This window comes from Burkholderia sp. Leaf177, assembly GCF_001424345.1.
GTDB lineage: Bacteria > Pseudomonadota > Gammaproteobacteria > Burkholderiales > Burkholderiaceae > Caballeronia.
In genome coordinates, this window is sequence record NZ_LMPF01000021.1 from 447,428 (window position 1) to 467,592 (window position 20,165).

19 protein-coding genes are annotated in these 20,165 nt (G+C 60.5%); 8 read left to right on the forward strand and 11 right to left on the reverse strand.

The window, feature by feature from the left end; genetic code table 11:
* Positions 1–3: 3 nt before the first annotated feature.
* A complete protein-coding gene (locus ASG35_RS17405; RefSeq protein ID WP_056359897.1) occupies positions 4–312 on the reverse strand; it encodes a HigA family addiction module antitoxin in 309 nt (102 codons plus the stop codon).
* 117 nt (positions 313–429) lie between these two features.
* Positions 430–708, reverse strand: coding sequence for a type II toxin-antitoxin system RelE/ParE family toxin (locus tag ASG35_RS17410; RefSeq protein WP_056359900.1), 279 nt, complete (start codon positions 706–708; stop codon positions 430–432).
* A gap of 394 nt (positions 709–1,102) precedes the next feature.
* Between ASG35_RS17410 and ASG35_RS17415 the strand changes: the two genes are divergently transcribed.
* The 5 genes from ASG35_RS17415 to ASG35_RS17435 all read left to right on the forward strand — a co-directional run bounded on the left by ASG35_RS17415 (position 1,103) and on the right by ASG35_RS17435 (position 6,467).
* Positions 1,103–1,858 carry a DUF3348 domain-containing protein gene (locus tag ASG35_RS17415; protein WP_056359903.1) on the forward strand — a complete coding sequence of 252 codons (756 nt, stop codon included), beginning with the start codon at positions 1,103–1,105 and terminating at the stop codon, positions 1,856–1,858.
* Between the two features lie 10 nt (positions 1,859–1,868).
* Positions 1,869–3,965 (forward strand): DUF802 domain-containing protein, encoded by a 2,097-nt coding sequence (locus ASG35_RS17420; protein WP_056359907.1) that lies wholly within the window; start codon positions 1,869–1,871, stop codon positions 3,963–3,965.
* Positions 3,962–4,606 carry an OmpA family protein gene (locus ASG35_RS17425; protein ID WP_056359911.1) on the forward strand — a complete coding sequence of 215 codons (645 nt, stop codon included), beginning with the start codon at positions 3,962–3,964 and terminating at the stop codon, positions 4,604–4,606. Before ASG35_RS17420 ends, ASG35_RS17425 begins: the two co-directional genes overlap by 4 nt.
* Positions 4,603–5,187 (forward strand): DUF2894 domain-containing protein, encoded by a 585-nt coding sequence (locus ASG35_RS17430; protein WP_056359913.1) that lies wholly within the window; start codon positions 4,603–4,605, stop codon positions 5,185–5,187. The genes ASG35_RS17425 and ASG35_RS17430 overlap by 4 nt, the downstream gene beginning before the upstream one ends.
* Before the next feature lie 167 nt (positions 5,188–5,354).
* Positions 5,355–6,467, forward strand: coding sequence for a porin (locus tag ASG35_RS17435; protein WP_056359915.1), 1,113 nt, complete (start codon positions 5,355–5,357; stop codon positions 6,465–6,467).
* Between the two features lie 93 nt (positions 6,468–6,560).
* Here the strand turns inward: ASG35_RS17435 and ASG35_RS17440 are convergent, their stop codons facing one another.
* Both ASG35_RS17440 and ASG35_RS17445 read right to left on the reverse strand, forming a co-directional pair.
* On the reverse strand, positions 6,561–6,944 hold the full coding sequence (locus tag ASG35_RS17440; protein ID WP_056359918.1) for a hypothetical protein: 384 nt from the start codon (positions 6,942–6,944) through the stop codon (positions 6,561–6,563).
* 60 nt (positions 6,945–7,004) lie between these two features.
* Entirely contained in the window at positions 7,005–7,766 is a 762-nt protein-coding gene (locus ASG35_RS17445; protein ID WP_056360873.1) for an SDR family oxidoreductase, read from the reverse strand.
* 219 nt (positions 7,767–7,985) lie between these two features.
* Here ASG35_RS17445 and ASG35_RS17450 point away from each other — a divergent pair, with 219 nt between their 5' ends.
* The 3 genes from ASG35_RS17450 to ASG35_RS17460 all read left to right on the forward strand — a co-directional run bounded on the left by ASG35_RS17450 (position 7,986) and on the right by ASG35_RS17460 (position 10,409).
* A complete protein-coding gene (locus ASG35_RS17450) occupies positions 7,986–8,795 on the forward strand; it encodes a hypothetical protein (protein ID WP_056359921.1) in 810 nt (269 codons plus the stop codon).
* 67 nt (positions 8,796–8,862) lie between these two features.
* On the forward strand, positions 8,863–10,065 hold the full coding sequence (solA, locus tag ASG35_RS17455; RefSeq protein ID WP_056359924.1) for an N-methyl-L-tryptophan oxidase: 1,203 nt from the start codon (positions 8,863–8,865) through the stop codon (positions 10,063–10,065).
* A 155-nt stretch (positions 10,066–10,220) separates the two neighbouring features.
* Positions 10,221–10,409 carry a hypothetical protein gene (locus tag ASG35_RS17460; protein WP_056359927.1) on the forward strand — a complete coding sequence of 63 codons (189 nt, stop codon included), beginning with the start codon at positions 10,221–10,223 and terminating at the stop codon, positions 10,407–10,409.
* 81 nt (positions 10,410–10,490) lie between these two features.
* Here ASG35_RS17460 and ASG35_RS17465 read toward each other — a convergent pair whose 3' ends face one another.
* From ASG35_RS17465 to ASG35_RS17495, 7 genes are all read right to left on the reverse strand, one after another.
* Positions 10,491–11,711, reverse strand: coding sequence for an ABC transporter substrate-binding protein (locus ASG35_RS17465; RefSeq protein WP_056359930.1), 1,221 nt, complete (start codon positions 11,709–11,711; stop codon positions 10,491–10,493).
* 39 nt (positions 11,712–11,750) lie between these two features.
* On the reverse strand, positions 11,751–12,461 hold the full coding sequence (locus tag ASG35_RS17470) for an ABC transporter ATP-binding protein (protein ID WP_056359933.1): 711 nt from the start codon (positions 12,459–12,461) through the stop codon (positions 11,751–11,753).
* Entirely contained in the window at positions 12,458–13,246 is a 789-nt protein-coding gene (locus ASG35_RS17475; RefSeq protein WP_056359937.1) for an ABC transporter ATP-binding protein, read from the reverse strand. The genes ASG35_RS17470 and ASG35_RS17475 overlap by 4 nt, the downstream gene beginning before the upstream one ends.
* On the reverse strand, positions 13,243–15,165 hold the full coding sequence (locus tag ASG35_RS17480) for an ABC transporter permease (protein WP_056359940.1): 1,923 nt from the start codon (positions 15,163–15,165) through the stop codon (positions 13,243–13,245). Before ASG35_RS17480 ends, ASG35_RS17475 begins: the two co-directional genes overlap by 4 nt.
* Positions 15,166–15,540: 375 nt before the next feature.
* Positions 15,541–18,225 (reverse strand): cytochrome c, encoded by a 2,685-nt coding sequence (locus ASG35_RS17485; protein ID WP_235527603.1) that lies wholly within the window; start codon positions 18,223–18,225, stop codon positions 15,541–15,543.
* 75 nt (positions 18,226–18,300) lie between these two features.
* On the reverse strand, positions 18,301–18,807 hold the full coding sequence (locus ASG35_RS17490; RefSeq protein WP_056359943.1) for a (2Fe-2S)-binding protein: 507 nt from the start codon (positions 18,805–18,807) through the stop codon (positions 18,301–18,303).
* Between the two features lie 15 nt (positions 18,808–18,822).
* Positions 18,823–19,983 (reverse strand): FAD-dependent monooxygenase, encoded by a 1,161-nt coding sequence (locus ASG35_RS17495; protein ID WP_056359946.1) that lies wholly within the window; start codon positions 19,981–19,983, stop codon positions 18,823–18,825.
* Positions 19,984–20,165: the final 182 nt, after the last annotated feature.

Below are 20,165 nucleotides of genomic sequence, written 5' to 3' on the forward strand. Positions count from 1 at the left end.
AGGCTAAACCGCAGCTTCGGCCGGTGCCCGCTTGATGGACTTCGGCGTGTGCTTGCGCGCCTGCCAGAGATCGTAGTCGAGCTGCATACCAAGCCACAGATCGGCCCGCCCTCCGCGCTCAACCCCGAGCCATTGCTCGATACGCAAAGCCATTTCAGGCGTTATGCCACCACGCTCGTTAAGAAGGCGTGACAACGTGACACGCGACACGCCGAGTTGCTCCGCTGCTTCTGTGACGGTCAGGTTTAGTGCCGGAAGCACGTCTTCCCGAAGGATTGCAGCAGGGTGCGGCGGATTGAATATGTTTGACATAGTTCTCTTCACTATGGTGACTTCGAATGTATTGCTAAAAAAAGCGGGCTTTTTATACCAATGCACCGGATCTTATTGACACTTCACAAATTAGGTTACCGACATGACCATCGTTTTTCAGTGATAGTCCCGGTAGTCGACGAGGATCGCATCCTCTCCTTCAAAGGTAAATGTCAGTCTCCAGTTACCGTTCACTATTACTGACCACACGCCTGCTTCGTTACCTTTAAGGGAGTGTAGTTTCCAACCAGGCTGATTCATGTCCTGCTGAGATTTAGCTCTATTCAGTGCCATTAGTTGACGGCTCAGCCGTTCTTTGTGTGCTGCTTGAATCCCCGCTGCCGAACCGGTTTCAAACAAGCGTTGCACACCCTTGTGCTTGAAAGACTTGATCATGGTGTGCCATTCGAATTACTACGGATCAAGTGTATCATGTATTAATACACTTAACAACCTGGGGGGGGGGAATGCAGAATCTGCCTGCACAACTTATCCCCAGTTTTTGTTGGCAAGGCTGTGGACAACTCGGCTGATTGTCGGCCAACGCCTTGATTTGGTTCGAACTTGGCACCGTGCCTTCATTACGAGGTGCGCAATGAGCAGCGGTACCGGACACGCTTCGCAACATCGCTTGGATCGCCTACCCTCCGCAAAGACCCGACAAGCCGCTGTGCCGCTAACATCGAGCAAAATATCATCGTTGCAGAACGCCAGTTTTGACCATTGCTCACATATCGGCGGCATCGAACCCGCCGCCGTGTAAACTAGCGGACTTTTTGACCTTGGCGAAATGGTGCAAGCTCCTCAGCGCACAGCTCTCAGCGGCCCGGCGCTCATTCGCTTACTTGCGCGCCTGACGGACGTCGAATTTACCGAATCCGCGCAGTCGCTTTCGGACCGGCTGAGCCAATGGCTCCACTGGACCGATGCAATCGCGCTGTCGACGGCGTTGGGTGGCATGCCGGCGGCCGGCAATCCGATGGCCGGCAATTCGGTGGCCGGCAATCCGGTGGGCGTTGCGAAAGGCGTTCCAACTTCGAGCAGCCCGGAAGAGAACGAATACGCGGCCGTGCGCGGCGCGCTGGCAAACACCATCGCCAGCGACAGCGTGTTCGGCGCCCCGAAGAAACGGCCAGGCGCGGGGGGGCAGGTTCACATCGAAACGAACGCCGACTATCCAGTCTTCCGCCAAGGCTATTTGACCTTGCAACAGTCGATGGAAACCGCCATCGGCAATTTGCGCGGCCGACTGCGGGCAAAACTCGCCTTAAGGACGCCGGCCACGAAGCGCCTCGCGGAAGTCGATGCCGTCATGGAACGCGCATTGAGCCCCCGCGAGCGGACTTTGCTCGGAACCGTGCCCACGCTGCTGGGCAAACATTTCGAGCGTCTGCGTCGCGCGGAGCAGGACACGCTGACCGGCGACCATCCCGCCGGCGCATGGCTCGAAATTTTCCGCAAAGATGCGCAGAGTGTGCTGCTGGCGGAACTGGATCTTCGTTTTCAACCGGTCGAAGGGTTGCTCGCCGCCCTTCGCACTAGCTAACTGGGACGCTATGTCCAGAAATCTGATCAATCTCGTTGTGTTCCTGGCGGGTCTTGCCGCCGTGTGCTGGATCGGCGCGGGTTATATCGGCACGAATCTGCTCGCGCTGGCCGTCACGCTGCTGATCGCCGCCTGCTACGTGGCGGGCGCGCTCGAACTGAAACGATACAGCGAGGCCACATCCGGCCTGACGCGCGCCATCGATGGATTGTATTCACCGCCCGCAAGTCTCGGCGCGTGGCTCGAACAATTGCCAGCCAGCCTGCGCAACCCGGCTCGTTTGCGTATCGAGGGAGAACGCGTGGCCTTGCCCGGCCCGGCGCTGGCGCCGTATCTCGTGGGATTGCTGGTGCTGCTCGGCATGCTCGGCACGCTTCTCGGCATGGTCGCAACGTTGCGAGGCACGGGCATGGCGCTCGACAGCGCGACCGACTTGCCGGCAATCCGCGCGTCGCTTGCAGCGCCGGTCAAGGGGCTGGGTTTTGCGTTCGGCACGTCGATAGCAGGCGTGGCGACTTCCGCCATGCTTGGATTGCTTTCCGCGTTGTGCCGCCGCGAACGGATCCAGGCCGCGCACATGCTCGACGTGAAAATCGCGACGACCTTGCGCATCTACTCGCAGACGCATCAACGCGAGGAAACCTTCAGGCTCCTGCAGCGTCAGGCGGAAGTCATGCCTACGCTGGTGGATCGTTTGCAATCGATGATGACCACCATCGAACAGCAGAATCTCGCGTTGAACGAACGGCAGGCCGCGAGCCAGGACGCGTTTCACGGACGAACGGAAGCAATCTACACGCGGCTGGCTGCATCGGTGGAACGATCCATGAAAGAAAGCGTCGCCGAAAGCGCGCGCGCCGCCGGCGCCGCGTTGCAGCCGGTCATGGAGGCAACCATGGCAGGTCTCGCGCGCGAATCGGCGGCGTTGCACAGCAATGTCGCGGCCGCGGTGCAGCGGCAACTCGATGGTGTGTCGAACGGTTTCGAATCGACGGCCACGACCGTTGCCGATATCTGGCATCAGTCGCTCGCCGCGCATCAGCGTTCCGCCGAAGGTCTGTCCGAACATTTGCGCGTATCGCTCGATCGCTTTACCGAGACTTTCGAGCAGCGTTCGGCCAGCCTTCTGGACGGCGTTTCCACGCGGCTTGAAACCACGACGGCGAGCGTATCGGCGGTCTGGAGCGACGCGTTGCTGCAGCAGGAACGTGTCGGCGAGAAACTGGCGCAGCACAACGAGCACGCGCTGAACGCGGCGGCCGCGACCTTCGAGCAGCATTCGGCAACGTTGCTGACCAAGGTCGATGAATCCCACGCGGCGTTGCAGACGAAACTCGCATCGCTCGATGAAGCGCGCCTCGCCACATGGACCGGTCAGCTTGAATCCGTGGCGGCAACGCTCAGCCGCGAGTGGGAGCAATCCGGCGCGCGCACCGCATCGCGGCAACAGGAAATCTGCAACACGCTCGCCGACACCGCACGCGATATTTCCGCGCAAACGCAGGCGCACGCGAGCGAGACCATCGACGAGATTTCGCGGCTTGTGCAGGCGGCATCGGAAGCGCCAAAAGCGGCGGCTGAAATGATCGCCGAATTGCGCATCAAGCTCTCCGACAGCATGGTCCGCGATACCGCCATGCTCGAAGAACGCAGCCGTCTGCTGGCAACGCTCGAAACCCTGCTCGATGCCGTGAACCACGCATCCACGGAGCAGCGCTCGGCCGTCGATGCGCTGGTCAGCACATCGGCGGATCTGCTCGATCGCGTAGGCACGCGATTCACCGACAAGGTCGAGCAAGAAACGGCCAAGCTCGCGGGGATCGCGGCGCAAGTCACGGGCGGTGCGGTCGAGGTCGCGAGCCTCGGCGAAGCGTTCGGCGTGGCCGTGCAGTTGTTCGGCGATTCGAACGACAAGCTCGTGGCACACCTTCAGCGCATTGAAACCGCACTCGACAAATCCCTCACGCGCAGCGACGAACAGCTTGCGTATTACGTCGCGCAGGCGCGTGAAGTCATCGACTTGAGCGTGAGGTCGCAGAAACAGATTGTTGAAGACTTGCAGCAGATCGGCGGCAAGCGAACGTCTGCCGGAGCTGAAGTGGCATGAGCGAGGATATCGACGGCGGCGTGGAACCCGCAGCGCCAGTTTGGGCCGTCTTTGGGGACCTGATGTCGGTGTTGCTGGGCGCGTTCATGCTGATACTGGTGGGTGTTATCGGCGTGCAGCTGGAGCTTTCGAGCAAGCTGGATAACGAGGTCAAGCAGCATCGAGCGGAAGCGCAGCGGCGCAAGACGCTGGAGCAGGCGCTCGCCGGACCGCTGGCCGCGGGTCGCGTGACGCTGGTCAACGGGCGCATTGGCATCAATGGCAGCGTGTTGTTCGCGCTCAACTCCGACCAGTTGCAGCCCGAAGGCCGGAAGATCCTGAAGAGCCTTGCCGGCCCGCTGACGGCATATCTGCAAGCCAACGAGCAAATCCTGATGGTGAGCGGCTTTACCGATGACCGCCAGTTGCGCGAAGGCAATCGCCGTTTTGCGGACAACTGGGAACTCTCGGCGCAGCGCGCGCTGACGGTGACGCGCGCTTTGATCGATGAAGGCGTGCCATCGTCTTCGCTGTTTGCGGCCGCGTTCGGCTCGCAGCAGCCGGTTGAATCGAATGCGAACGATACCGGGCGCGCAAAGAATCGGCGCGTCGAGATCGCGCCTGTTCCGAAACCATCGGCAGCAACGGTGAAGGCGCCATGAGCAAAGTCCGTGCAACGCTCGATGCCTGGCGCGAAAGCGGCGACGACCGGTTCGATCCGGTGCGGTTTCGGGTTATCGAAGCAATGGCGCGACGCGCAATGGCACATGACGGCGAAGCGCGGCGCGTTCTGGACGAAAAGCTAGTTAAGTTGATCGATGCGTATGCTGATGATCTTGCTGCACACGCAATGCGTGACACAGTCATTGGCGATTCAAAATCAGGACCGCTCGCCGGGTTGCTCGATTACATTGCAAGCAAGCACGCAACCAGCTCGTATCCGGAAATGGCGGCGCTGGAATTTTTCAGGCAAACGTGGAACACGATCAGCGCCGAAAAACAATTCAAGCAATCGCTCGCGCGAGTGCCTGGAAACGCGGGGCCGCTTAATTCGAGCAGCCTTGTGCATCGAGCGTTGTCGTTGATGCGCGAATCGTCGCCCGGATATCTGCAGCAGTTTTTATCGTATGCGGACGCGCTGTCGTGGCTCGAAGAATTAACGGTGGCGAGCGGCGTATCGGCCGACAAGGACACGCCGCGTGGCGCAGCTTCCAATAAACGATTGATCAAGAAAAAGAAATAAACGCGTCAAGTGATTCGCTCGAGTCAATCCCATGTTGCGAACGGGAGACATACGCGTTCAATACCAATCCCGTTTTTTAATCGACGCAAATATGATTGCGCCCGGACGACACAATCGTCCGTTGCCAGGGCCGTCAAAACCGGCCGGCGTTTATCTAAAAACTAAACATGCGGAGACACTCGGTGAACAAATTCACTGGCGCTATTACCGGCGCATTCATCGCCATCGCGGCTCAATCTTCTTTCGCGCAAAGCTCGGTCACGCTGTACGGCATTGTCGATACAAGCGTGCGTTATCTCACCAATGCAAATGCGAACAACGACAGCCAGGTATCCATGGGCAATGGCCCGATCACCGGCAGCCGCTGGGGTTTGAAAGGTTCCGAGGACCTGGGCGGCGGTCTTTCCACGGTGTTCCGTCTCGAGAACGGCTTCAACGTGTGGAACGGACAACTGGCAAGCCAGAACACGCTCTTTAGCCGGATGGCTTACGTTGGCCTGTCGAGCAATCAATACGGCACCCTTACGTTCGGCCGCCAGAACACGCCGCTCTTCGATCAGTTGGGCAACGTCTACGATCCGCTGACCGTAGGCAACTTCGATCAGGACGGCTGGTTGCCCGGCGCACTCGGCTATGGCTTGCGATCGAACAACTCAGTCAAGTACAACGGCCAGTTCGGCGGCCTGAACGTGGAAGCCATGTACGCCTTCGGCAACACCGCCGGCAGCACGGGCGCGAACAACATGTACGGCTTGACGGCATCCTACACTTTCAGCGGCCTGTCGCTCGATGCCGGTTACCAGCAAAACAGCGACGCGCAAAACAGGAAGTTCAAGGTCGTCAACGTGAGTGCGGTCTACGCATTCAGCACGGTCAAGGCCTACGCGGGATGGCTGCACGCGCAAGACAACACCGGCATGGTCGATCTTTTCATGGCGGCTGCAAACTCTCCTGCCGCCAACTTCACGGGGCCGGTGGCGAACACGAATCGCATAGACGATGGCTTCTATGTCGGCACCACATGGCAGGTCACGCCGCCGCTGCTGCTGACAGCCGCGGGTTACTACGACCACTCGCGTAATGCGCTGAACGGCGATGGCACCACGCTCGCGCGCGGCGTGCGCTACTCGGGCGTGCTGCTCGCCGAGTACTCGCTGTCGAAGCGCACGGAAGTGTATGGCACCGTCGATTTCATTCGTGGCACGGGCGCCGCGCAAGCGGACTTCCCGGGACGCAACAATCAGACCGGCGTTGCTATCGGACTTCGCAACGTATTCTGATGGCGTCTTTCGCATCAAGATAAACGGCGCGCACGCTGCAGTGCGCGCCGTTTTTTATCGGCTATTGTCAATCGCGTTGCGCGGCGTCGCCGGTCACTCCTCGCATTTCACATCCGGTCTCGGCACGACGATGATCGCCGGGTACGTCCCCTGGTCGAGTTCCACGCGCGCGACGACGGTTATCGTCGCGTTGTCCGTGTCATCGTAGACGCTGACTTTTTCGTTGCGAAAGCTCGTCATGCCCGTGCACGCCGACGCGCGGCCTTCTTCGGAGACACGGCAATTGATCGGGTTGTCCGCAAGATACCGGTATCTGTCGCGATCGGGCATCGCGAGGTATTCGCGGATGTTCTGCGCTGCGCCGCCGACGCCCGTGACATACCCGATGGCGCATTCCTGTTTGGGCGCCTGGGCCATCGCGGCGGGACTCGTGGTCACGACAAACGCCGCAATGGTCGATGCAAGGAGGTATCTCATGGCGCGTATCGCTTTAGTTGGATCGCCCTGATTTTACGACGCATATGCAATGCACGTTGATCACTTGCCGCCAGTGACATCGAGGAACGTGCCGGTGACAAAGGAAGCCTCGGTGCTCGCCAGCCACAGGATGGCCCGCGCAACTTCTTCGGGCTGACCGCCTCTTCCCATGGGGATCGAATCCTTGACGCGATCCACCCGTCCCGGCTCGCCGCCGCTGGCATGCATCTCCGTATAGATATGCCCCGGGCGAACACAGTTGACGCGTATTCCATCGCGCGCAACTTCTTTGGCGAAACCAATAGTGAACGTCTCGACAGCGCCCTTCGATGCAGCGTAATCGACATATTCGTTTGGACTGCCGAGCCTGGCCGACGCCGACGAAACATTGATCACCGATCCGCCCCGCCCATTGTGACGATTCGACATCCGTTTCACCGCTTGTTGTGCGCAGAGAATAGGACCGATCGAATTGACCGCGAACACGCGCTGCATGCGCTCGTATCCGAGATCTTCCAGGCGGGACTGCTGCGCGATTATCGCGGCGTTGTTCACCAGTACATCGATCCGGCCGAACTTACGGTCGATCGCGGCGAATAATTCCGCGACCTGCTCCGGATCCGCGCTATCCGCGCGCACGGCTAAAGCGCTGCGTCCAAGCGCTTCTACATCGGCCACCACCGCACGGGCGGCGGACTCGTTGGACGCGAAGCTGATCGCCACATCGTAGCCTTGTGCGGCAGCAAGCCGTGCAGTTGCCGCGCCTACTCCGCGACTTCCACCTGTTATCAGGATCAGCGGCGCTTGCGAAACGGTATCCATCGGGCGAACCTTCATGTAGTGGTAATCACAGGCAGAAGGTTATCGATGGTGTTCCGCGAAGACAAAGCAGATTAATTTTTGATCCGCGTTAGAAAAACTCTTTCGATGAAATGCGCGCTGATCCGCCAATCGAAACGCTCGCTGAAAAAAGCCCGGCAACCGGTGCAAGGAACGAGAAATATCCGAGCCCGAACTATACTGAGAGCCCTGGAGGGTCCTATGACCGATCAAGAAAGACTGCATCCGCTGCGTCCGTTCCTCAAGAACTGGGTTTGGGAGCACGGTCGAATCGGGACGCGATATCTCGACTGCACCAACGGCGTTATCAAGTTCGACGAAGGCAAGAAATCGCATTTCGCCGCCGAGAAATACTTCTACGTTCCCCTGGAAAAAGACGTTCCAGAAACCGTTTCCACCGATGGCCCCTTGATACAGGAAGCAGGACTTGCCCGCTTTTTACGGGCAGCGCAACTCGGCACGCCAACGGAAGCCGGTTCTGTCGCCGACGTTCAACGCGCCGTGCAGGATTGCGTGGACCTCGGCATTTTCAGCGCATATCAACGAGAAGCGCGCGAAGCGCTTGCCCGCTATGCAGAAGAAGCCATGTTCGATGACGAGATCCGCGCGGCTGTGATTGAAGACGTTCGTCGCGCTTACGCCGGGATGCGTGCGCAACTGGCGCTGTACGACTTCAGCGTGCTTTACGGTTTGCCCACGCCGCTGCTGATCAGCGAGACGCCGTTTATCGACTGGCGGATTCGTGCGAAGCCGGCGCAGCCGTTTGTTTCCCTGCCGCTTGGACCTTACTGCATGCTGGTCGGTGCGCCGTCGGGCAGGAGCAGCCGAGTTGGCCCCGTGGTCTGGAAGGCGGCGAGCGCAATGGGACCGCTGAAGGACCATAACCGGCATATCGCGGAGAACGCGTGGCTGTGGCTGGTGGCAACTACAGACGATCAACTGATCGCGGAGCAACCCCGTTTTGCTCCCGCCGCCGATACCGCTAAAGAGATCGATTCGAAGCCGCAATGACGGCGCTGCCTGGATATCCAACGCCACGTATCATGTTTCGTTGGACCTCAACCAGAAAGGTGGCTGAATGCAGGAAGCAGGGCAAAAAGCGCGGCACGAACACCGATGTGACGTCGTAGTCGTCGGACTCGGCGCAATGGGTGCGTCGACGCTTTATCAACTCGCCAGGTCGGGCGCTGATGTTATTGGTATCGACCGGTTTGCGCCGCCGCACGATCAGGGTTCGAGTCACGGCGACACGCGCATCACCCGCCTGGCGGTCGGCGAAGGCGCCGCTTATATCCCGCTCGTGCGCAGATCGCACGTGATCTGGCGTGAACTAGAAGCCGAAAGCGGCGACGCGCTTTTCGAACAGTGCGGCGTGCTCGTGATGACATCCAGCGACGCGCCCGCACGCCACCATGGCGCGGAAGATTTCACGGGACATACCATCGAACTGGCGCGCAATTACGGCATAGGTCACGAAGTCCTGAACGCCTCGCAAATTCGCGCACGCTTTCCCCAGTTTGGTCCGGTTCGCAACGATGCCATCGGTTACTTCGAACCCGAAGGCGGATTCGTTCGCCCGGAGAAGTGCATCGCGGCGCAACTGGAGACCGCGCGAAAACTCGGCGCCGCCGTAATCACCGGCGAGACGGTTTCATCGATCGAATCCGAAGGCGGCGTTGTGCGCGTCAAGACCGGCGACCGGATAGTCGTGGCCAACAAGGCCGTGGTATGCGCCGGCATGTGGTCCGCGAATCTGCTGGGCGAGCCTTTCAGCGCATTGCTGAAGGTCTGTAGGCAAAAACTCTTCTGGTTCAAGCTCGAAGAACCGTCGATATTTCCGCAACCTTCCCCGACCTTCATCCTGTCGCACGGTCGGTCGGAACTCGATATCTGCTACGGATTTCCGCCCATTTCCGGCGAGGGAAGCATGAAGATCGCGACCGAGCAATACACGGCGCTGGATGCCGTCGATGCAATCGATCGCACCGTCTCGGACGAAGAAGTCGCGCAAATGGTCCAGTCGCACCTCGCGGGAAATTTCGCGGGCGTGACGCCGGAGCTGGTCAAGGCCGCCGTTTGCACCTATACGGTCACGCCCGACTACGGTTTCATCATCGACGACCACCCGGCGCTCGCCAATGTAATCGTGGTTTCCGCCTGCTCGGGACACGGCTTCAAGCATTCGGCGGGTATCGGCGAGGCGGTGGCGCAACGCACGCTTACCGGACAGAGCGATGTCGATCTTTCCGCGTTTTCGCTGGACCGTTTCAGCGCCCCGTAATATTTGTGCACCGCCGATCGGCGTGCGCTATTCTTCAGTGAATTAGCCGTAGAATGCCGCGCTTATCGGGGAATTGCTCCGCGGACCGGAGGCTCACAATTCATCCATGCCAGTCGTTTGGCAACGTTAAAAAAACCAATCGGTTCGGGGATGAAATGAGCACGTTGATGTGGGTCTTGTCGGTGTGGGCTATGGCAGCACTTCTGGTCGTGTTGTTCGTGCATGGCGCGAGCGTGAAGTCAAAGCCGCCAGGCAAGCGCAAACCAGCCGATGCAAAGGCGCCGGCTGGTTCCGCGGAAAATCTTCGATCGGAAAATCTGCGCCGCGTTTCTTACGAAAACTGAAACTCCGATTTACACCACGTCCAGGCGAAAAAGCCGCGCTCGTTTCAAAGCGCGGCTTTTGCTATTGCGGCGGCTACACCCTTAATCGGCCGGGCGCATCTTCGCGACTTCGGCGTCCGACGGCTGAACGCTGGCGCCATCGATATACCGGTACGACGTCATCACGCCCTTGCCGTCCTTCAGCGCGGTCGTGCCGACGTACGCGCCCATGGTCGACTGATGATCCTGCGCGCGATACGAAATCGGGCCGAAAGGTGTATCGACGGACAAACCCTTGAACGCTTCCGAAAGCTTCTCCGAGTCGGTCGATTTCGCTTTCTTCAAGCCGTCGGCAATCGACATCAACGCCGAGTGACCCACCACGGATCCCACTCGCGGATAGTCGTGGAATTTCGCCTGATACGCCGCGACAAATTTCTTGTTCGCGGGGGTATCGATGGAATACCACGGGTAGCCCGTCACGATCCAGCCAACCGGTGCCTCCGCGCCCAACGGATCGAGATACTCGGGCTCGCCGGTCAGCAACGACACCACCGAACGGTCCTTGAAGAGACCTCGCGTATTCCCCTCGCGCACGAACTTGCCGAGATCCGCGCCAAATTCGACGTTGAAAATGGCGTCGGGCTTGGCGTCGGCGAGTGCTTGCGTGACGGCGCCGGCGTCGAGCTTGCCGAGCGGCGCGGCTTGATCGGCGACGAACTCGACATCCGGCTGCGCCGCTTTCAGCAAGCGCTTGAATGTGGCCACGGCCGACTGTCCATACTCGTAGTTCGGATACACCACGGCCCAGCGTTTCTTGTGCAGCTTGGCCGCTTCGGGCACAAGCATGGCGACCTGCATATAGGTCGATGGCCGCAGCCGGTACGTATATTTATTGCCGTCTTGCCAGACGATCTTGTCGGTGAGCGGTTCAGCAGCCAGGAAGAAAATCTTGCGCTGCTTCGCGTAGTCGGCGAGCGCGAGGCCCGTGTTCGAAAGGAACCCGCCGAACAGCAGCGAGACCTGCTCGCCCGTGGTCAGCTCCTGCGCCACGCGAACCGTATCGCCCGGATTACCGTTGTCGTCGCGCGAGATGACTTCGAGTTTCTTGCCGTCGATACCGCCCGCCGCGTTGACCTCGTCCAGCGCCATGTTCCAGCCGTTCTTGTACGGCCCGAGGAACGCCGGCTGCGCCTTGTAGCTGTTGATTTCGCCAATCTTGATGGTGTCGGCGGCATTCGCCATGGCCGGCGCCAGGGCAGCAGCCAGCGGTGCAAGCATCAGGACGGTCAGGCGCAGGCGCGATCCAGCACGCGTGGTCATAGTTGTTCTCTCCAGAATGGGTGCTGATTGAAAATCGCTTTATACGCTCAAATAAGCCCGCCGCACGGCTTCGTCCTGCGCGAGCTCGTTGATCGTGCCGCTGAACCGAATCTGCCCTTTTTCAAGCACGTAGGCGCGGTCGCTGACCAGTTCGGCAAAGTGCATGTTCTGCTCGGAAAGAAGAATGGAAAGCCCTTCACGCTTCAGTTCCAGAATCATGTTCGCCATCTGTTCGACGATGATCGGCGCCACGCCTTCCGAAGGTTCATCGAGCAGAACGAGATACGGATTGCCCATCAGCGTACGCGATACGGTCAGCATCTGCTGCTCGCCGCCGCTCATCTGGCTGCCGGGACGGTTCGGCATTTCGCCGAGGTTGGGAAACAGCTTGAAGAGCTTTTCGGGCGTCCATCGCGGGGCGTTTTCGCGAGGCGGCTGACGGCCGGTATCGAGATTTTCCATCACCGATAAATCGCCGAACACGCGCCGGTCTTCCGGCACGAAACCCATGCCAAGACGCGCAATTCGATACGGCGGCAGGGTGGAAATATCCTGGCCGCAGAAACTGATCGCGCCGCGCCGCGTGGGCAGCATGCCCATGAGGGCTTTCATGGTCGTCGATTTGCCGGCGCCGTTGCGGCCCATCAGCGCCACCACTTCGCCGCGCCCGACTTCCAGCCCGACGTCGTAGAGAATCTGCGCGCGGCCGTAAAACGCGTTCAGGCCCGAGACTTTCAGCATGGCCGTCATCGAGCGACTCCGTCTTCAGCCAGCGACGCACGCGGCATGAATGATTTGCCCGTTCCGAAATAGACCTCGCGCACACGGGGATCGTTGCGGACGCTTTCTGCATCGCCTTCGCCGATCAGCTTGCCGCGCGCGAGCACGATGAGTTTGTCGGCATAAGCGAACACCACGTCCATGCTGTGCTCCGTGAAAAGCACGCCGAGCTTGTGGTCGATCACGAGTTGCTTGGTCAGCGCCATGAGGTCGTTGCGCTCCTTCGGCGCCATGCCCGCGGTCGGTTCGTCCATCAGCAGGAGCTTGGGCTTGTTGGCGAGCGCAATGGCGAGCTCGACGCGTTTGACATCGCCGTATGCAAGCACGCCGCAGGCGCGGTTCGCGTGCGCCGCCATGCCGACTTGTTCGAGCAAGGCAAGAGCCTCATCCGCATGAAGCGATGGCGCCGGTTTCCACCAGTTGAACAATTCGCGATCGCGCGAGACCAGCGCCATCTGCACGTTTTCGATAACGGTCATCGAGTTGAACGTGGCCGCGATCTGAAAAGTCCGGCCCACGCCGAGACGCCAGATGTCGCGCGGACGTTTGCCGGCGATCTCGTGGCCGTCGAAAATGATGGAGCCCGAGCTGGGCTTCAACTGCCCGTTGAGCATGTTGAAGCACGTCGATTTTCCCGCGCCGTTCGGTCCGATCAGCGCAAGCAGCTGGCCGGCTTCGAGGTCGAAGGAAACATCGTCGACCGCCTTGAGGCCGCCGAAGGACCTCGCAAGATTCGATACCCGCAGCAAGCTCATAGCGCCTCCTTGGCCGGTTGCGGCGCGGCGCCATGATCGGCGTTGCGGCGTGAGTCGAGCTTGTGCTGCACGAAACCCACGATTCCCTGCGGGAACGCGATCACCAGCAGCAGGATCGCGCCGCCGAGCAGCGCTTGCCAGTAGTCCGTCTGCCGCGCGACGGTATCCTGCAGCCACGTGAACACCGCTGCGCCGACAATCGGTCCTGTCAACGTCTGTATGCCGCCAAGCAGCACCATCACGAGGCCATCGACCGAGCGCCCCACGCTGATCACTTCCGGCGAGATGGAACCCTTGGAGAACGCGTACAAGGACCCGGCCAGTCCGCAAAACAACGACGCGATAATGAACGCGACCCACTGGATCCGTTTTACATCGATACCGATGGCTTCTGCGCGCAGCACCGAATCACGCGAGGCGCGCATGGCGTAACCGAGTGGCGAAAACAACATGCGCCGGAGCATCCACACACCGAGCACCGCAAAGAACAAGGTCAGGTAGTAATACGCAATCGGCGAACTCAGCCATGCCGACGGCCACAGATTGAGAATGCCGTTGCTGCCGCCCGTGACCGCGTCCCATTGATACACGATCGACCACACGATCTGCGCAAAAGCGAGTGTCAGCATCGCGAGATAGACGCCCGACAAACGCACGCAGAACCATCCGAAAACCAGCGCGCCGACGCCCGCGAGCACGGGCCCGAGGACGACGGCGGCTTCCATCGGCAAGTTGAGGACTTTCAGGAATAGCGCTGCGCCATAGGCCCCGAGTCCGAAATACGCGGCATGGCCGAACGAATGCATGCCGCCTGGTCCCATGATGAAATGCAGGCTCGTTGCAAACAGAACCGCGATCAGGATTTCTACGAGCAGCACGGGCATGTACGGAAATACGCCAGACAACAACGGCGCGAGCAACAAAACCGCGAGCACAATACCGGCGAATATCTTGAGTCGCGAATCGGCTCGGCGCAGCGGCGTTTCAGCGACCGCCATGGTGCGAACCGCGGTTTGCGCGCGGCCGAGCAGACCCCAGGGCCGCACGACCAGCACGATCGCCATCACCACGAACTCCGCCACGAGCGTGAACTTGCTGAGCGAAAACACAACGCCGCCGATGGTGACATCGCCAATGCCGATGCACAGCGCCTTGATCTCCGCAATCAGCAACGCTGCCACGAACGCGCCGGGAATCGAACCCATGCCGCCGACCACCACGACTACGAATGCGTTGCCGATGGTATCGAGGTCCAGCGAAAGATTCGCCGACATGCGCGGCACCTGCAACGCCCCGCCGAGCCCCGCGAGAAACGCGCCGATAAAAAACACGCCCGTAAAAAGCCACGCCTGATTGATGCCGAGCGCGCCGAGCATCTCGCGATCGCTCGTTGCCGCGCGCACGAGCGTGCCGAGCCGCGTGCGCGTCAACCCGAACCACAATACGGCGAGCACGATGGGACCGATCACGATCAACGCAATGTCGTACGTTGGCAGCGAGTGGCCGAGCAGGCTGACTGCGCCGCCGAGCAACGGCGCGCGCGGACCGAACAGGTCTTCCGGGCCCCAGATATAAAGCGCGGCATCGCGGAAGATCAGCACGAGCGCGAATGTCGCGAGCAAGTGGAACAACTCGGGCGCCTGATAGATACGCCTGAGCACGATCATTTCCACGAGCGCGCCGATCACGGCCACGACGACCGCCGCCGCAAGCATGGAAAGCCAGAATCCGGCGACGGTGGATCCGAAGCGGCTCGCAATGCTGTAGGCCACGTACACGCCGAGCATATAAAACGAGCCATGCGCGAAATTGACGATACGCGTCACGCCAAAAATCAGCGACAAGCCGGACGCGACCAGAAACATGGCGCATGCATCCGCTAGTCCGTTGATGAGTTGCACAGCCAGATTCGACAACATCGACGCCTCTATTGCGTGGGTTTCATCAGGAAGACAGCGCTAGTCTCCCGGAGCACTTCATCAGAACGTCAATACACGTACACGCTCTAATTCTAAACTTCTATGCAATGTGTATGCCTGTTTCAAGCGTAGTGACTTGTACTAGGTATTTGCAGCTTCAAGCCTTCCATGAAAGGAGTTTCACGTTGCGGTCTTGCAGTCATCGGCGCGACGTGAGGTTTTGCGTTGCACCTTTAAAACCCAGCGTACACGCCACAATCTCTTTTGCGGTGCGAGGGTCCCGCTATTGGTGCAATGCCGCGATGCACGCCACTGACGGATTCATCTCGTTAATGATTATAAGAGTCGGGAGATGAATCGCCGGCGAAGCGGCGGTCAATGTGCGTGCTTGCGAACCCGCGCCGATGCCTGCTCGAGGTCCTTCCACGGCGCTTCGTTCGGCGCGAAGCTCGCGCGGATATAGGTGACGAGGTCGGCCATCTGGCGGTCATCGAAGGAATCCCTGAAACCGGGCATATAACCAAGGGCGTCAGTGGCCGGTGCATCAATACCGTTCTGAATCACCTTCAGCAAATTGTCCGGCGTGGCTTCGCTTACGCTGGTATTGAGCGACAACAACGGCCGCACGCCAAAGTTGCCGACACCGCCGGTCGCTGCGTGGCAAACGGCGCACGCGCCATCGAAAATACGACGGCCGCTGTCGAGGCCTGGCAGCGTGACCGCCGCTGATTTGGACTTCGCGACCTTGGTCGGTTCGGCGGCTTCCACCGTGAGCGATAACGACGCCACGTAATGCGCCATCGCGCGGACATCGGCTTCCGGCAGCGTCGATAAACTCGCGACAACAGGCGCCATCGGCCCGGCTGCCACACCGTGCTCGTGCGAGAAACCGGTCTTCAAGTAATCGTAAAGCGCTTGTTCGGTCCACTTGACGGGCGCTTTCGAATTGCCGACAAGCGACGGCGCAACCCAGCCCTCGGCGCTTCCGCCCGTCATGTACAAACGCCCGCCCTTTTCCGCGCCGAGCGCGTTGCGCGGCGAATGGCACGCGCTGCAGTGGCCGGCGCCATCGACGAGATACTGGCCTCGATTCCATTGCGCCGAACGCGTTGGGTCCGGCTTGAACTCGCCCTGCTTCAGATACAGCGCGTTCCAGCCCGCGACCAGCGCGCGCTGGTTCAGCGGAAAGGGCAAGCGCGTTTGCGGCGGCGCGTTTTCGATGGCCGGCTGCGACATGAGATACGCGTACAGCGCGGTCATGTCGGCTTCGCTCATCTTCGTGAACGCCGTGTAAGGGAACGCGGGATAGAGATGACGGCCATCGCGCGAAATGCCCTGACGCATCGCGCGATCGAATGCAGCGAACGACCAGTTGCCGATGCCCGTCTTCACATCGGGCGTGAGGTTGGTCGTGTAGACCATGCCGAACGGCGTTTCCAGGCCGAGTCCGCCCGCATTGACCGCGCCGCCCGGCGCAGTGTGGCAAACGGCGCAATCGCCGAACTCGGCGACCTGGCGGCCGCGTGCGATGGTGGCGTCGGACCACGTGGAAGCCAATGGCCGCGCGATGGGTTCTATCGGCGCGCGTAGCGGCCATAGCGTGCACGCGAGGCCGATCACGCCGCCCAGGCCGCCGGCTGCGAGCAAGGCCTTCAGCGCGCGTTTGTTCCGCTTTGGCGCGCCGGTTATTGACGACGCCGAGCCGCCCAACGCCGCGCGCACGCGTTCCGGCGTGAACGGCAGCGCGCGGAAGCGCACGCCGGTTGCGTCGAAGAGCGCATTGGCAATGGCGGCGGCGGCCGGTGATGTATCGATGTGTTCGGCCGTCAGTTCTGCGGGAACGTCCGCGGACGACGCCAACGCCAGTTCATGCGATACCGCCTGATCGCCAGGTGTTTCATCGTGCGATGGACGCGCGGTGAGCTGCAATCCAAGTGCGCGCGATGCAGCCGCGGCGATCAGCTTGGCCGGAACACCTGCCATGCTGCCAAGCTTGCGACGTCCGCTTGCCCGCCCCGCGACCACGCGCTTGACCGCCACGTCGCCGGTTGCACGATTGACGTCGAGATCGACGATCCATGCCGAATAGGCGGGCGTGGCGGCGTTGTCTTTGTGTTCATCGAAAGCGAAACCGCGGCCGTGGGCAATATTGTTGTTCGGTTGCCTGGGCTTGCCGCCCCACGCGGCGCGTTCGGCGACCGTGTTGATCAGTTCGCGCGCGCCGTCGTACTCCACCGGATCGAGATGATCGAGCCGGAACGACACGGGATCGCGATCGTTGTCGCGCGCGATTTCATCGATGAACGATTCACGCGCGAAGGTATGCGCCGCGCCGGGAATGAGCTTGGCGGGATCGTCGATCAGCGTTTTCGCGCGGCGGGACACATACGGAGATGGATCTTGCGCGTCGGCTTGAGCGCCGGACATTCCTGGTGTTCGCGCGACGTATTCATAGTCGAGCAATGCGCCTCGGTCGTCCAGCGAAGCCGCGACGGAAAACGTCGCCTCGCGCGCCGTCAATACACGCATAAACCCGCCGATGCACACCGCGCCGCCAACTTCGTTCATCAACGTTACAGCGGCTATGGCGGCATGTATGGCGAGCGTTGGATCAAGGCTTTTTTCGAGCGCATGGATTGCGAAGCGGTCGGCGGAAAAGCCGGTTGCGCTGACGAGTTGCGCCACCAGATCCGCATTCGCCGACGCATTCGTCCAGACCGAAATGGAGTCGCCATCAATGCGCGCAATCGCCTCGTATGGCGTGAATGTATCCGCGGAAAGCGGCCACATGTAATGCGCTTCATGCTGCAGACCTGAGCGCGGGACGGGCAACGAAGAACCTGCAGCGGAAACATCGATTACGCGGCGCGCGGCATCGCACGCGAGATCGAGACGCTCCGCCACGAACGCAGCCACGTTCCCCGCGCAAACCCAACGTACGCCTTCTGCCTGCAACGCGGCAGCACGCTGCTGCAACGCTGGATCGCCGTCCAGCACCACACACGCGTAACGCATCGACTCGGGCAACAGCACGGGTTTATTCGAATCTCGTTCGCGCATGACGTCCATTACACGGGGCTCGTTACGCGCGTCATTACATGCGTCATTACATGCGTCATTACATGCGTCATGAATTCAGCGCCCTTCTTCGCGTTTCAGGTACTCCACCGCGCGATGCACGGCCTTCATGATCTCGATGTGCGTGCCGCAGCGGCACAGGTTGAAACGAAGCGCGTCGCGGATGGCGGTCTCATCGGGCTCGGGATTGCGATCGAGCAACGCCTTCGTGCTCATGATCATGCCGTTGAGACAATAGCCGCACTGCGCCGCTTGTTCATCGATAAACGCGCGCTGGATCGGATGGAGCGAATCCAGCGTTCCAAGCCCTTCGAGCGTGACCGTTTCCCGTCCGATGGCCGCCGCCACCGGCACCACGCACGATCGCGCGGCACCGCCGTCGAGCAAGACCGTGCAAGCACCGCACTGTCCGAGGCCGCAGCCATACTTCGGGCCGTTGAGCTCGAAGTCGTTGCGCAAGACATAGAGCAAGGGCGTGTCGCGCGTCACGCCTTCGAGCGTACGCGGCGAACCATTGACGCTCAACGTCATGGATTCCGGAGCCGATGATGCGGACACGCTCATGTCTGGTCTTCGAAATTAAGCCGCCGCCACCGAAGCCTGCTTTGCCGCGGGCGACTTCAACGGCTCGTTGAACACGTCATACGCAAAGACCCACGCCGGATCTTCGTTCGTGCGCAACCAGGTATTGTTGTGCGATACCAGTTGCACCTTCGAAGCCCGTTCCGCGCGATTCGCTTCATACAACGCGAACGCGTTCGTGTAATCGCTCACGCCGATCTCGTCCAGGCAGCGCGTCAGCATGGCTGCGTCCTCGATTGCCATGGCCGCGCCCTGCGCCATGTGCGGCTTCATCGGATGGCAGGCGTCGCCGAGCAGGACCAAACGGCCACGGCTCCACAACGGCAACGGATCGCGTTCCAGCAGCGGCCACTTCGTGACTTCAGGCGTGGCGTCGATCAGCTTTTGCACCGACGGATGGTAACCCGCGAAAACTTCGCGCATCTCGTCGCGGCTGCTGGGCGCAACCGATTGTCCCGCCGGCCACTCGGCTTGCGGCACGCCGGTCACGTAATAGATCTCGTCGCGCTTGGACGTGACGTAATACACCATCATGTGACGATCTTCCGACCACCACTTCACGCACAGGTCGAACGGATCGGTGCCGAGCAGTGACGCCGGAAACACCGCGCGGTGCGCCACGTAACCGGTATAACGCGGCGGTTCCGCGCCGAGCAGATGATCGCGGATCTTCGAGTTCACGCCATCGGCGCCAATCACAATATCCGCCGTCTCCACGCTGCCATCGGCGAACGTGAGACGCACGTCTTTATCGGTTTCTTCAATATTGGTCAGGCACTTGTTGAATTCGATGGTGCCCGGCGCCACGGCTTCAGTCATCAGCGCATGAAAATCCCCGCGATGCACGGTCAGATACGTCGCACCGTATTCTTTCACCGCGAAATCGCCGAGCGGAATCTGCGCGATCGCGTCGCCGCTTTGCCAGTCGCGGCTGTACCAGAAGTCCGGATGCGATCCCATGACGTTCAGTGCATCTTCGCAACCAATGCGACGCATGATTTTCATCACGTTCGGCCCGAGATGGATGCCCGCGCCAAGACGCGAGAACGACGGCGCCTGCTCGTACAGACGCACTGAATAACCGGCGCGCTGCATCAAGGCGGCGGCCGCCGTTCCTCCAAGGCCCGCGCCAACAATCGCGATACGGGGGTGGCTCATGATGATCTCTCCATGTCTGGCGCTCGGGCAAAAAGTCCTTCAGCCGAGCCTGTTGAATGAACTGATATCGAGTGTACACATTGCATTATTTTGGGTAAAGAAAATTTTAGCGTGATCTCGGTGAGTGCGCGAAAGCCCTTTATCGGTGCGATTTATAAGGGTTTTCACCAACATAATGCATT